We start from the raw sequence: 13,777 nt of genomic DNA, 5'->3' as shown, positions 1-13,777 counted from the left end.
CATGCAAAAGGCCCCGGACCGCGTTTCCGCGGTCCGGGGCCTTTCTATGGTGGAGGCACGGGGACTCGAACCCCGAACCCCCTGCTTGCAAAGCAGGTGCGCTACCAATTGCGCCATGCCCCCATAAGAAGCAACCCGACAATCATACCCTAGTTCGATGAGCCGTTTTCCGGCTCACGATCCGGGAATCCGGGCTAGTCAACCGTGTCGGTTGATTCGCTCCAGACCGTTTTCCGGGCCTCGGATTCCTGCACTTTCTTGTAGAGCAGGACGCCTGCGATCGTAGCTGCAACAACGAGCAACTTCTTCACATGCACCCCGTTCCGGTACGGCGATAAACAAATATCAACCGGACCTCCACTTGAATCCGTACAGATTCCGTGGGCGTACCAGGACTTGAACCTGGGACCTCTTCGTTATCAGCGAAGCGCTCTAACCGCCTGAGCTATACGCCCCGATGCCTCATCGGGCCGAGATACGACTTTACAGCACATCCCGGCCCGATCTCAAATCGAGGCATTTCCCCGGAAAAAATCCGGGAAAACTGTGGGTTTAGTCGTCCGTAAGGGTGACACCGATGCCGCCCACCAGGGTGGCCGAGATGTTGTACAGCACGGCCGAGAGCATCGAGAGCGCCGTCAGCAGGACAACGTTGATGACCGCGATGATCGTGGCAAAGGACGCCACCTGTCCCAGCGAGGCAACCTTCTTCAATTCGAAGCCGCCGCCTTCGGAGCCGGCCAGGGTGCCGAGGAGACCGTCGACCTGGTCGAAAATTCCGGTCAGGTCCAGGACTGTCCACAGCACAATCGCGGCCACGACGGTCACGATGCCCAGGGCCACGGAGAGCAGGAAAGCCATCTTCAGCACGGACCAAGGGTCAACCTTGCTTACCAGCAGCCGGGCGCGGCGGACCTTGGCCTTGGGAGCCGGCTTGATCAGCCCGGTGGTGTTCTGCCCCGGACTGCTCTGGTCCGGACGTTGTCCGGGTGTGGTCGGGCGCTGCCCGGGAGCCACCGGGCGTCCCTGGGCGGGACGCTGGCCAGGCACCTGCGGCCGCTGCGTTGTTCCCATGGCGCCGCTTGCCACCCCGGGGCGCTGCTCGGGACGGGACGGCGCGCCTACCCGGGGCGCGGCGGCGGGCTGCCGCACTCCGCCGGGAACGCCGCTGTTCGGCTTGGGATATGAGTCGGAATTACTCACTCGTTACCTCCGATGTTGTCTTCGTCCAGCTCGGCATTGCCTGATGACTCATCTGTATCCGGGGCCGGTGCTGATTCTTCCTCTGCGGACCCCTCATGTGATCCGGTATTTTCAGCCAACGTTACGTCATCCGCTGCCGATGCCTGACTTTCGGCAGCATCGTCTGCATCTTCGCCTTCGGCCCCCTCCTCGGTTTCGAGGCCTCGTTCGCTGTTGCGCGCCACCTCGATGATGCGGTCGTTCTTGTCCGGCTTGGCGAAGATGACACCCATGGTGTCGCGCCCCTTGGCCGGTACTCCGGCCACGGAGGAACGGACCACCTTGCCGCCTTCCATCACCACCAGGACCTCGTCTTCTTCCTGGACGATGAGGGCGCCCACGAGGTGGCCGCGCTCCTCCTGGTACTTGCCGACCTTGATGCCGAGGCCGCCGCGGCCCTGAAGGCGGTATTCCTCCACCGCGGTGCGTTTGGCGTAGCCGCCCTCGGTCACGACGAACACGAAGGAACCGTCCGTGACCACGTCGGCCGCCAGTAGTTCGTCGTCCTCGCGGAACTTCATTCCGGTGACGCCGGAGGTTGCCCGGCCCATCGGGCGCAGGGCCTCATCGGTGGCGGTGAAGCGGATCGACTGCCCCATACGGGAGACGAGCATCAGGTCATCGGTCTCCGAGACCAGCTGGGCGGAGACCAATTCGTCGCCGTCACGGAGATTGATTGCGATGACACCCGCGGAGCGGTTGGTGTCGTAGTCCTCGAGGCGAGTCTTCTTCACCAGGCCGCGCTTGGTGGCCAGAACCAGGTACGGCGACTGCTGGTAATCCCGCAGGTCCAGCACCTGGGCGATGTGCTCATCCGGCTGGAAGGCGAGCAGGTTCGCCACGTGCTGGCCCTTGGCGTCGCGTCCGGCCTCCACGAGTTCATACGCCTTCGCCCGGTACACCCGGCCCAGGTTCGTGAAGAACAGCAGCCAGTGGTGCGTTGTGGTCACGAAGAAGTGCTCCACGACGTCGTCGCCGCGCAACTGCGCGCCCTTGATGCCCTTGCCGCCGCGCTGCTGCGAGCGGTAGTTATCGCTGCGGGTGCGCTTGACGTAGCCGCCGCGGGTGATCGTAACGACCATTTCCTCTTCGGGGATCAGGTCCTCCATCGACATGTCGCCGTCGAAGCCCAGCAGGACCTTGGTACGGCGGTCATCGCCGTGCTTGGCCACGATCTCGCCCAGCTCGGTGCTGATGATCCCGCGCTGGCGTTCCTCGGAGGCCAGGATCGAGTTGTACTCTGCGATCAGGGCTTCGAGTTCGGAGTGGCGGTCCTGGATCTTCTGGCGTTCCAATGCCGCGAGCCGCCGCAGCTGCATGTCCAGGATGGCGCGGGCCTGGAGTTCATCGATGTCCAGGAGCTGCATCAGGCCGTCGCGGGCCGCTTCGGTAGTGTTCGAGGCTCGGATCAGCGCGATAACTTCGTCGAGCGCGTCCAGCGCCTTGAGAAGTGCGCGCAGGATGTGCGCTTCTTCCTCGGCCTTGCGGAGGCGGTAGCGCGTGCGGCGTGCGATGACATCCATCTGGTGGGTGACCCAGTGGCGGATGAACGCATCCAGGCTCAGCGTGCGGGGCACGCCGTCAACGATCGCCAGCATGTTGGCTGCGAAGTTGTCCTGCAGCTGGGTGTGCTTGTAGAGGTTGTTCAGCACCACCTTGGCGACGGCGTCGCGCTTGAGCACGACCACCAGGCGCTGTCCGGTGCGACCCGAGGTTTCATCACGCAGGTCAGCGATGCCCGAGATCTTGCCGTCCTTGACGAGCTCCGCAATCTTGATGGCCAGGTTGTCGGGGTTGGCCTGGTACGGCAGTTCCGTGACCACCAGGCAGGTGCGGCCCTGGAGTTCCTCCACGCTGACCACGGCACGCATGGTGATTGAGCCGCGGCCCGTGCGGTAGGCGTCCTCGATCCCCTTGTGGCCCAGGATGGTGGCGCCGGTCGGGAAGTCCGGTCCCTTGATGCGCACGATCAGCTCTTCGAGCAGTTCCTCGCGGCTTGCGGTCGGGTTGGACAGGTACCACTGCACGCCGTCGGCAACCTCGCGGAGGTTGTGCGGCGGGATGTTGGTGGCCATACCGACGGCGATGCCCGAGGAGCCGTTGACCAGCAGGTTCGGGAAACGCGCCGGCAGGATGGTGGGTTCCTGGTTTTTGCCGTCGTAATTGTCCTGGAAGTCGACGGTTTCCTCGTCGATGTCGCGGACCATTTCCATGGCCAGCGGGGCCATCTTCGTTTCCGTGTACCGCGGCGCAGCGGCGCCGTCGTTGCCGGGGGAACCGAAGTTGCCCTGGCCCAGCGCCAGCGGGTAGCGCATGGTCCAGTCCTGGATCAGGCGGACCAGCGCATCGTAGATGGCGGTGTCGCCGTGGGGGTGGTACTGGCCCATGACTTCGCCGACCACACGGGCACATTTGTTGAAGGACCGTTCCGGCCGGTATCCGCCGTCGAACATCGCATAGAGCACTCGCCGGTGGACCGGCTTAAGCCCGTCGCGGACGTCCGGGAGGGCACGGCCCACGATCACGGCCATCGCGTAGTCGAGGTAGGACCGCTGCATTTCCGTCTGCAGGTCCACCTGTTCGACGCGGTCGGTCAGCACATCGGTGTCAAGGACAGTGCCCTCGAGAACGGGCTCGGCACCGGCCGGGCCAGCCGGAACTTCTGGTGTTTCGTCACTCATAGTCTATATTTTCCGTTTCAGGTATATATCGGTTCGGGAATATTTAGCGTTTTTGGCCGCTAGATATCGAGGAACCGAACGTCCTTGGCGTTCTGCTGAATGAAGTTTCGGCGCGATTCGACATCTTCGCCCATCAGGGTGGAGAAGGTCTGGTCCGCGGCCAGGGCGTCGTCCATGGTGACCTGCAGCAAGGTGCGGTGGTCCGGATCCATGGTGGTGTCCCACAGTTCCGTGTAGTCCATCTCGCCGAGGCCCTTGTAGCGCTGGATGCCGTTGTCCTTGGGGATGCGGCGGCCGGCCGCCTGGCCGGACAGCAGCCGCGCATCGCGTTCCCGGTCGCTGTAGACATAGTCGTGCGGGGCATTGGACCACTTAATCCGGTACAGCGGGGGCTGCGCGAGGTAGACATAGCCGTTCTCAATCAGCGGGCGCATGTAGCGGAACAGCAGGGTCATCAGCAGGGTGGTGATGTGCTGGCCGTCGACGTCGGCATCGGCCATGAGGACGATCTTGTGGTAGCGCAGCTTGCTCAGGTCGAAGTCCTCGCCGATCCCCGTACCGAATGCGGTAATCATGGACTGGACCTCGGCGTTGCCGAGGGCCTTGTCCAGCCGGGCCCGTTCCACATTCAGGATTTTGCCGCGCAGCGGCAGGATGGCCTGGGTTTCCGGGTTGCGTCCACGCTTAGCGGAGCCGCCGGCGGAGTCGCCCTCCACGATGTAGACCTCGCATTTCTCCGGGTTCTTCGAGGAGCAGTCGGAGAGCTTTCCGGGCATCCCGAAGGACTCCAGCGGGCTCTTGCGGCGCGCGTTGTCACGGGCCTTGCGCGCTGCCATCCGGGCCTGGGCTGCCGAGATGGCCTTGCGGATGACGTCGCGGGCCGGGCCGGGGTTGCGTTCGAGCCAGTCGCCGAGTCCGTCCGTGACGACGCGCTGGACGAAGCCCTTGACCTCGGAGTTGCCGAGTTTGGTCTTGGTCTGGCCCTCGAACTGCGGCTCCGCCAGCTTGACCGAGATGACGGCCGTGAGTCCTTCGCGGATGTCATCACCGGTGAGGTTGTCATCCTTTTCCTTGATGATGCTCTTCTCCCGCGCGTAGCGGTTGATCAGCGAGGTCATCGCCGCACGGAACCCCTCTTCGTGGGTGCCGCCCTCGTGGGTGTTGATGGTGTTGGCGTAGGTGTGGACGCTCTCGGAGTATGCGTTGGTCCACTGCATCGCCATTTCCAGGGCGATGTGCCGTTCCTTGTCCTCCGTTTCGAACGCGATGACGTCCTCGTGGACCACATCGACCTTCTTGCCGGAGTTGAGGTGCTTCACGTAGTCCAGCAGGCCGTCGTCGTACTGGTACACGACCGTGTGGAACTCGGCCGGGACTTCACCTTCGGTCGGAACGGTGTCAAGGTCCAAATCCCCGTCCTCGGACGGTTCGTCTGTGGCGCGCCTCTCATCGGTGAGCGTGATCCGCAGTCCCTTGTTCAGGAAGGCCATCTGCTGGAAGCGTGCGCGGAGCGTTTCGAAATCGAAATCCGTGGACTCGAAGATGCGGGCATCCGGGTAGAACGTCTGGGTGGTTCCGGTGTCCGTAGTCTCTTGACCCTGGATCAGGCCGCCCTGGGGTTTGCCGCCGTCGGCGAAAGACATCCGCCACACGTGGCCCTGCCGGCGGACCTCGGTGTCGACGCGGCTCGAAAGGGCGTTGACGACGGAGATGCCCACGCCGTGCAGGCCGCCGGATACGGCGTAGCCGCCGCCGCCGAACTTGCCGCCAGCGTGCAGGATCGTCATCACGACCTCCACGGTGGGCTTGTGCTCCGTCGGGTGCAAGTCGACGGGGATGCCTCGGCCGTTGTCGACGACCTTGACCCCGCCGTCCGCCTGCAGCACGATTTCGATGTGGGTGCAGTACCCGGCCAGGGCCTCATCGACCGAGTTGTCCACGACTTCATAGACCAGGTGATGCAAACCGCGCGGCCCCGTGGAACCGATGTACATGCCGGGACGTTTCCGGACAGCTTCCAGGCCTTCGAGCACCGTGATGTCGCTGGCACCGTAGCCGTGGGGAGTTGCGGCGTCCGGCGGGGTATCGGCCGTTCCCGCCACTACTGGTTCCACTGCCGGGATCTCTGCATTGTCGTTAGCCACAGGCGCTTTCGACTCCTCTTTTTCGTTATAGGCCAGCCGTTGCCCCTTCCCGGAGGAAACAGCTACGGCCAACGGGCACGTCACTGATGCCGCCGGTTGTGACGCTGGCTCGAGGATCCGTCTACCGCACGCGGATATTGCGTCGGAAACGGACTCAGTCAACGTTTCACCGGCGCCCAGTTATCTTCCACGATTCTACCGTGTTATAGGGGTGAAACCCGCATTCCAGAGGGCCAAACGGGGAGGAAACTACCGCTGAGAGGCCACAGACTCCACCTGCAAGGCTCCAGGACTACCGGATGCGGGTTCCTATACGACTCCTGTGCGTCTGAGCGCCCTACACGCCGTTTGCGGTTTTTTCAATAGTTTTGCAAGGAGTGCTTCAGATCTGGTGCTGCCGGGACGGCGGAAGGCAGGCAGAGCCCTCCAAAATTATCCGTAAGTATCCCGCGGGCCGCGTCCGTTGACGGTCCGGCCGCCCTTGCGCCAGCTCGGCGCGGCAGGTCCGAGGACCTGGATCTTGGTCACCACGCCGTCGCCGAGTTCGGTGCGGAATTTCTCCAGCAGGCTCAGGCTGAGCAGGCGCAGCTGGGTTGCCCACGCGGTGGAATCACAGCGGACATGGAGGGTCGTGTCCGTAAAACTCTCCGGGGTGCAGTGGGCGGAGATCTCCGGTCCCACGAGCGTTGCCCATTCGGCCATCACCGAGCCGACGGCGACCGGGGAGCTCCAGCCGCGCTCTGCGACGAGACGGCCAACCACCTTGCCGAGCCCCATCGGGTCCCGGCCGGTGCCGTGGAATTGTCCAAAGCCGCGGGTGCTGCCGGAACTCCGTCCGGTCTTCTGCGGGGTGCTGCCTGGCCGCGGCGGGGCCTTGCGCCGGATTTCGCCGCGTGACGCAGCCGCCTCGCGCATCCTGTTGAGGGCCGACTGGGCGGCGTCTATGTCGTCGGGATCGCGTCCCGGCTGCAGGCCGCCGTCGGTATCCTTATTCATCGATCTTCCCGCTCATCGATTCCTCCCGGGATTACCATCACCCGCCGTCCCGCCAGTTCGACCGGGATATCGTCCTCGACGGCGGCAGTCACGAGCACCTGCTCGGCGCCGGAAACCATTGCGGCCAGTTTACGCCGCCGCTGGACGTCAAGCTCGGCAAAAACGTCGTCCAGGATCAGGATCGGGGCGGATCCGCCGGTCCGGGCATCGTCGAGCATCACGTAGTAAGAGGCCAACCGCAGGGACAGGCACATGGACCAGGTTTCACCATGGGAGGCGTACCCCTTCGCGGGAGCCTCACCCAGGACCAGTTCGAGCTCGTCGCGATGCGGTCCCACCAGGGAGATCCCGCGTTCCAGTTCCTTGCGCCGTGAGGAGGCGAAGGCCTGGACGTAGCGTTCGGTGAGTTCGTCGACGGAGAGCAGCCGGAGGTCTTCGGCTTCCCCGGCAGAGTCCGGCACGGCGCCGTCATCCTCCACGGTGCCCTGCAGCGTGGAGCGGTAGATGGCCCCCGCTTCCTTGGATCCGTCGGTGAGTTGGGCGTAGGAGTTCCTGAGGTGGGGCCGGAGCCGTTCCACCAGTTCGAGCCGTGCATGCAACAGCTCGGCGCCAGCCCGGGCCATGTGCTGGTCCCAGACATCCAGGGTGGCCTCATGCCCCATGCTGAATTTTCCGGCGCGGGCGGACTTCAGCAGCGCGTTGCGCTGCTTCAACACCCTGTCGTAATCGCTGCGGGTGGCAGCGTGCCGCGGGATGAGGCTGACCAGGAGTTCATCGAGGAACCGGCGCCGGCTGGACGGATCGCCCTTGACCAGAGCCAGGTCCTCCGGAGCGAAAAGGACGGTCTGGCAGATGCCCAGGATGTCCCGGGCGCGGACCGGATTGCTGCGGTTGATCCGGGCGCGGTTGGCGCGGGAGCTGTTGATTTCCAGTTCGAGCACCGTTGACTGCTCGCCGCGGACCAGTTTCGCCCTGATCATGGCCCGTTCGGTGCCGAACCGCAGCAGCGGGGCATCGGAACTGACCCGGTGTGAACTGAGGGTGGCCAGGTAGCCGACGGCTTCCATCAGGTTGGTTTTGCCGATGCCGTTGGAGCCGACCAGCACCGTAACCCCGGGCTCCAGGCTCAGCTCCACCTGTGCATAACTGCGGAAATCTGTGAGCGAAAGTTGTTCTAGGTACACGCCGGGTTCAGGATTTCAGGGCAGGACTACTTGGCCGGACGGGTCGCATGCCCGCCGAACTGGTGGCGCAGCGCCGAAACCATTTTCATCGCCGGGGAGTTGTCCTCGCGGGAGGAGAAGCGGGCATAGAGTGCGGCCGTGATGGCCGGGGCCGGTACGGCGTTGGCGATAGCCTCTTCCACCGTCCAGCGGCCTTCGCCGGAGTCTTCGACGTAGTCGTCGATCGATTCCAGGCCGGGATCCTCGTCGAGGGCCTTGACCATGAGGTCCAGCAGCCAGGACCGGACGACGGTTCCCTTCTGCCAAGCCCGGAACGTGCCGGGGAGGTCGGTGACGATGTCCTTGGCGGCCAGGATTTCGTACCCTTCGGCATAGGCCTGCATGAGCCCGTATTCGATGCCGTTATGGACCATTTTGGCGTAATGGCCGGCTCCGGTCCCGCCGACATGGACGAAGCTGTCGGCGCGGTCACCCTCGGGACGGAGTGCGTCAAAGACAGGCATCGCCCGTTCGATGTCCGCGGCGTCACCGCCGGCCATCAGCCCGTAGCCGTTCTGCAGGCCCCAGACCCCGCCGGAAACACCGCAGTCGGCGAAACGGATGTCCTTTTCCGCCAGCGCGGCCCCGTGCTTCTGGTCTTCCGTGAAGCGGGAGTTGCCGCCGTCGATCACCAGGTCGCCGGCGTCGAGCTTGCTGCGGAGTTCGGTAATCACGGCGTCGGTGATCTCGCCGGAGGGCACCATCACCCAGATCAGGCGCGGCGCCGGCACGGCGGCGAGCAGTTCATCCACGCTCGCGACGTCGGTGATCTCGGGGTTGCGGTCAAACCCGGTGACAACGATTCCACCGTTGCGCAGCCGTTCGCGCATGTTGAAACCCATTTTTCCAAGGCCGATCAGTCCGATGTGCACTTAGATGATCTCTTTTCTGCGCTGGGGTGTTTCGGGTGGTGGCGTCAGCCAGAGGGGCCTATCGGTTCCAAAGGATCAAACGGAACCAGCTGCCAGCTAGTTGGGCAGCCGGACCGGCATGACGAGGTAGCGGTAATCGCCCTGGTCCTCGCCGTCGGCGTCTTGCTGGGCCGTGATCATGGCCGGCTTGGGCGCACTGGTGAAGGAGAAACGCACAAACTTGGTTTCGATGACACTGAGGCCCTCGATCAGGTAGTGCGGGTTGAAGGCCACGGTGATGTCGTCTCCGGTGAGCTGGGCTTCGAGTTCTTCCGAGGCCTGCGCATCTTCGCCGGTTCCGGCGTCGAGGTGCAGCTGGCCCTGGGTGAAGGCGAGCCGGACCGGGGTGTTGCGTTCGGCCACCAGCGAGACGCGGCGCACGGCCTCGACCAGTTCTGAAGTTGGTACGGTCGCGTGAATCGGGGTGGATTCAGGGAAGAGTGAGCGGATTTTGGGGTAGTCCCCGTCAACCAGGAGCGACGTTGTGGTGCGGCCGCCGCTTTCGAACCCGATGAGCCGGCTGTCGTCTTCGGCGAGGGCAAGGTTGATGTCGCCGCTGCCGCCAAGGGTCTTCGCGACTTCGTTGAGTGTCTTGGCCTTGACCAGTGCGCTGGTGGAGATGCCCGGGGTGACGGGTTTCCACGGGACCTCGCGCATGGCGAGCCGGTAGCGGTCAGTGGCCAGCAGCGTGATGAGGTCGTCCTCGATCTCCATCCGCACGCCGGTGAGGATCGGCAGGGTGTCGTCCTTGCTCGCTGCGATGATCACCTGCGACACGGCCTGGGCGAACGAGTCGCCCGGAACGGTGCCGCTGATCGGGGGCAATGCCGGCAGCGGCGGGTATTCGGCTTCCGGCATGGTGGCCAGGTGGAAGCTGCTTCGACGGCAGCTCAGGGTGACTTTGTTGCCCTCAGTTTCGATGTCGACCGGTGCCGACGGGAGGCTGCGGCAGATGTCGGCCAGCAGGCGTCCCGAGACGAGGATCGTGCCCTCGGTGGTGATGTCAGCAGCGATTTCGAGCCTGGCCGAAGTTTCGTAGTCGAAGCTCGAGAGGCTGACGGTACCGCCTTCAGCCTTGAGCAGCAGGCCGGAAAGTACGGGTACTGGCGGCCGCGGAGACAACGACCGGGCGGCCCAGGTCACGGCTTCTGCCAGGACGTCCCGCTCGACTCTGAACTTCACGGAAGGGTGCCGCCTTTCATTGCTGCTGTCATCGCTGGTTGCCGGGCCATGGGCCCGGCGGGGAATCACAAAAGATGTCCAGGACGGACACACTGCAGACAGCTTAGCCGCAAGAAGTGTGATTCTCCCATCCCCGGGTTACATCCGTGTGGTTCGGCCAGGCCGGCCCGGTGCCGGTTTCCGGCGGGGTCCGGGACGGTCCCGGGCTGTGTGCAGGGTGCGGACCGAAGTTGTTATTTGAGGGAATTTCATTTTCTAGGGATTAGTAGTGTTAATAACTGCTGTGGATACTGTGGATAACCCTGTTTGGCGGTGCGATTCCGCGGTTAAGCCCTGTTCATGGACTGTGGGCGGAGCAGGTTTTAAACAGGGTGTGGATGGGGATAACATTTTTGGCCGTTCCCTTGATCCACAGGCACCTTAAGGGTTTTAAGCCCATTAACCGTAGTTGTCCCCTTAACTATCCACAGGCTTGTCCACAGGTGCCTGTTAATAAGGTAAGAGTGCGCGGCCGGTCAGGTCAGGAATCAGCTCAGGAATTACGCTGCTGCTGCTTGATCCGGTTGGTCAGCTCGGTCACCTGGTTGTAGATCACTCGGCGCTCGGCCATCAGCTCACGGATCTTGCGGTCCGCGTGGATGACCGTGGTGTGGTCGCGGCCGCCGAGCTCCTGCCCGATCTTGGGAAGAGACATGTCAGTGAGTTCGCGGCACAAATACATCGCGATCTGCCGGGCGGTCACCAGGGTCCTGGTCCGGGACTTGCTGCAGAGTTCTTCCATGCTGAGCTTGAAGTAGTCGGCGGTCTGGGTGAGGATCTGCGCGGAAGTGATCTCCTGGGCCCCGTCATCGGTGATGAGGTCCTTGAGCACCATCTCGGCCAGGGCGACGTCGACCGGCTGGCGGTTCAGGCTGGCGAAGGCCGTAACGCGGATCAGCGCGCCCTCGAGTTCGCGGATGTTGCTGGAGATCTTCGAGGCGATGTATTCCAGGGCATCGTCCGGGGCGGACAGACCCTCGCTGAGGGCCTTCTTGCGAAGGATCGCGATCCGGGTTTCGAGTTCCGGCGGCTGGATGTCCGTCAGCAGGCCCCATTCGAACCGCGACTTCATCCGGTCCTCGAAGCCGGCGAGCAGCTTGGGCGGCTGGTCGGAGGTGATGACCACCTGCTTGTTGTTGTTGTGCAACGCATTAAAGGTGTGGAAGAACTCCTCCAGCGTCCGGTCCTTGCCGGCCAGGAACTGGATGTCATCAATCAGCAGGACATCCACGTTGCGGTACGTCGTCTTGAAGCTGGTGCCTTCATCGTCACGGATGGAGTTGATGAAGTCGTTGGTGAATTCTTCGGAGTTCACGTACCGGACCCGGATCCCGCTGTAGAGCCGGCGGGCATAGTGGCCGATCGCGTGGAGCAGGTGGGTCTTGCCGAGTCCGGAGTCACCGTAGATGAAAAGCGGGTTGTAGGCCTTGGCCGGGGCTTCAGCCACAGCGACGGCCGCGGCGTGTGCGAAGCGATTGGAGGAACCGATCACGAAGGTGTCGAAGACATACTTTGGATTGAGCCGGCCAAATTCGTGGGAGGTGCTGGGCAGCATCGGCTGCGGCTTCAGTTCCACTGAGGGATCGGCCGCCAGGGACAGCTCGACGGCGGGTTCCGGCTCGGTGTGGAGCGGCACCAGATCGGTGTCGACGTCGATCGCGCACCGGATTTCATCGGAGAACACGCTCCGGAGGGCGTCGTCGAGGGCTTCCTTCACCTGCGTCTGCAGTACTTCGCGGGTGAGCTCATTCGGCACGGCCACCAGCAGCGTGGAGCCGATCAGGCCCTGGGCCTGGGCGAGGATGACGAAGCCACGCTGCCGCGGTGACACACGGTGATCGTTCTCCAGCAGGCTCACGACCCGCCGCCAGGAACTTCCGACAGTGTTGGCTTGGTTGGCTTCGTCTACTGTCATCGATCAGTTCCTCAAACTTGCTTGCCTTCATTACCTGCAGCCGCGCGGGTCGATCCAGCGCACTGGACCCCGGATAATCCACAGGGTTATGCACAGTCCGTGGATAATGGGCTACTGAGCCACTGTAGGGGATCAAAAGACCAGAAGATAGCTGGGATCTGTCCTGTGGATAATCACACCGTTGTAGTTCGAAAACGGGGTGCGTGACGCACTTCATCCACAGGCTGGGGAGGCACTTAACCACAACTGTGGACAGTCCGCGGCGCGACCCCCGGTTTGACTCGGGAGGGCGGCAAGCCCTAACGTTGTGAAGTCCCATGTGTACGCTTTTCGCCTCATTTGAATCTCACCCGACGCCCAGCGTCTTGCGAGTCGAGGGAAGCGGCACATACAAAACTTAGCGTCGACCAGTTCTTCCCCTTGATCGGGTGGGCGCACCTTTGATCCCACTGGAGTAACTAACGTGAGCAAGCGGACTTTTCAGCCGAATAACCGCCGTCGAGCCAAGAAGCACGGCTTCCGCCTTCGTATGCGTACCCGTGCCGGCCGTGCCATCCTGGCAGCCCGTCGTGGCAAGGGTCGCACCGAGCTGTCGGCCTAAATAACTGACTCGTCGGTCCACATCCCTGTGCGAGTTTAAAGGTGCTGGCCACCCGCAACCGTCTGAGGACACCAACCGATTTTTCAACAACCGTACGTTCCGGTGTCCGCAATGGACGCCGGAACGTAGTGTTATATACGGCAGCCCTCGCTGCCGATGAACCAAGCCGGATCGGATTCATCGTTTCCAAGAGTGTCGGGAACGCTGTTGTCAGGAACCTCGTTAAGAGGAGACTGAGAGAAGTCGGCGCCTTGTCGTTGCAGCAGTACGGCAGCGGGTTCGCGATCGTGGTCCGGGCCCTGCCCGCCGCGGCGGGTGCCAGCTTCGAGCAGCTGCGGTCAGACTATGACGCCGCCTTGGAAAGCAACATGAAACGACTGGGCAGCCGCCTTCCGAAGGCCGCTTCTTCAGTTTCTTACGAGACAACACAGGAAGGGACCCCGCGTGCGTAACTTAACTGCCGCCGTCGTCCCTCCTGCAAAATCCGCAGCATTATGGCTGGGCCGGGCAGTCTGGAACTTGCCCCGCAATATCCTCATCCTGCTGCTCCTGGCGTACCGCAAGGTGATCTCACCGCTGTACGGCCAGGTTTGCCGCTTCTTCCCCAGCTGCTCGGCCTACGCCCTCGAAGCGATCACGGTCCACGGCGCGGTCAGGGGAAGCTGGCTGGCAGCCAAGCGTCTGGTGCGCTGCCATCCCTGGAATGCCGGCGGTGTGGACCATGTCCCCGCCGGTAACTGCGAGTGGTCCGCAGACCGAACCCCCACAATTGTTGTGCTGAACAATCCGGACAAGTACCTGGCTGCTCAGACTGATGGAGCAGGCCGCTCTGCGGCCTAACGA

Annotated in this window: 12 protein-coding genes and 2 tRNA genes; 3 read left to right on the top strand and 11 right to left on the bottom strand. The window is 63.3% G+C overall.

Annotated features, from left to right (window positions below; translation table 11 throughout):
- Positions 1–47: 47 nt before the first annotated feature.
- The 11 genes from ACZYZ5_RS07620 to dnaA form a co-directional block, all read right to left on the bottom strand.
- Positions 48–123 (bottom strand) — tRNA-Ala (locus tag ACZYZ5_RS07620).
- Positions 124–194: 71 nt separating this feature from the next.
- On the bottom strand, positions 195–311 hold the full coding sequence (locus tag ACZYZ5_RS07615) for a DLW-39 family protein (protein ID WP_224048067.1): 117 nt from the start codon (positions 309–311) through the stop codon (positions 195–197).
- Positions 312–381: 70 nt separating this feature from the next.
- Positions 382–455, bottom strand: a tRNA-Ile gene (locus ACZYZ5_RS07610).
- A gap of 97 nt (positions 456–552) precedes the next feature.
- Complete coding sequence (locus ACZYZ5_RS07605; RefSeq protein ID WP_463900587.1) at positions 553–1,203, bottom strand: DUF3566 domain-containing protein; 651 nt, start codon at positions 1,201–1,203, stop codon at positions 553–555.
- Positions 1,200–3,923, bottom strand: coding sequence for a DNA gyrase subunit A (gene gyrA, locus ACZYZ5_RS07600; protein WP_463900585.1), 2,724 nt, complete (start codon positions 3,921–3,923; stop codon positions 1,200–1,202). Before gyrA ends, ACZYZ5_RS07605 begins: the two co-directional genes overlap by 4 nt.
- A 59-nt stretch (positions 3,924–3,982) precedes the next feature.
- Entirely contained in the window at positions 3,983–6,067 is a 2,085-nt protein-coding gene (gene gyrB, locus ACZYZ5_RS07595) for a DNA topoisomerase (ATP-hydrolyzing) subunit B (RefSeq protein WP_463900583.1), read from the bottom strand.
- A 432-nt stretch (positions 6,068–6,499) separates the two neighbouring features.
- Positions 6,500–7,063: a DciA family protein gene (locus ACZYZ5_RS07590; protein WP_463900581.1), complete on the bottom strand. Its 564-nt coding sequence runs from the start codon at positions 7,061–7,063 to the stop codon at positions 6,500–6,502.
- Positions 7,060–8,247 (bottom strand): DNA replication/repair protein RecF, encoded by a 1,188-nt coding sequence (gene recF / locus ACZYZ5_RS07585; protein ID WP_463900579.1) that lies wholly within the window; start codon positions 8,245–8,247, stop codon positions 7,060–7,062. The genes ACZYZ5_RS07590 and recF overlap by 4 nt, the downstream gene beginning before the upstream one ends.
- A 26-nt stretch (positions 8,248–8,273) precedes the next feature.
- Positions 8,274–9,158, bottom strand: coding sequence for a phosphogluconate dehydrogenase (NAD(+)-dependent, decarboxylating) (gene gnd / locus ACZYZ5_RS07580; protein WP_463900577.1), 885 nt, complete (start codon positions 9,156–9,158; stop codon positions 8,274–8,276).
- A 96-nt stretch (positions 9,159–9,254) separates the two neighbouring features.
- Positions 9,255–10,379: a DNA polymerase III subunit beta gene (gene dnaN / locus ACZYZ5_RS07575; protein WP_463900575.1), complete on the bottom strand. Its 1,125-nt coding sequence runs from the start codon at positions 10,377–10,379 to the stop codon at positions 9,255–9,257.
- A 532-nt stretch (positions 10,380–10,911) separates the two neighbouring features.
- Positions 10,912–12,333 (bottom strand): chromosomal replication initiator protein DnaA, encoded by a 1,422-nt coding sequence (dnaA, locus tag ACZYZ5_RS07570; RefSeq protein WP_307457158.1) that lies wholly within the window; start codon positions 12,331–12,333, stop codon positions 10,912–10,914.
- A gap of 463 nt (positions 12,334–12,796) precedes the next feature.
- Here dnaA and rpmH point away from each other — a divergent pair, with 463 nt between their 5' ends.
- The 3 genes from rpmH to yidD are packed head-to-tail and all read left to right on the top strand — an operon-like array spanning position 12,797 to position 13,774.
- Positions 12,797–12,934: a 50S ribosomal protein L34 gene (gene rpmH, locus ACZYZ5_RS07565; protein ID WP_003800212.1), complete on the top strand. Its 138-nt coding sequence runs from the start codon at positions 12,797–12,799 to the stop codon at positions 12,932–12,934.
- Between the two features lie 41 nt (positions 12,935–12,975).
- Entirely contained in the window at positions 12,976–13,386 is a 411-nt protein-coding gene (gene rnpA / locus ACZYZ5_RS07560) for a ribonuclease P protein component (RefSeq protein WP_463900572.1), read from the top strand.
- Complete coding sequence (gene yidD, locus ACZYZ5_RS07555) at positions 13,379–13,774, top strand: membrane protein insertion efficiency factor YidD (protein WP_463900569.1); 396 nt, start codon at positions 13,379–13,381, stop codon at positions 13,772–13,774. The genes rnpA and yidD overlap by 8 nt, the downstream gene beginning before the upstream one ends.
- The last annotated feature ends 3 nt before the right edge of the window (positions 13,775–13,777 follow it).

Source organism: Pseudarthrobacter ribosi, assembly GCF_055412865.1.
Note: the sequence above shows the minus strand (reverse complement) of the source record. Positions and strands in the feature narration are given on the sequence as shown.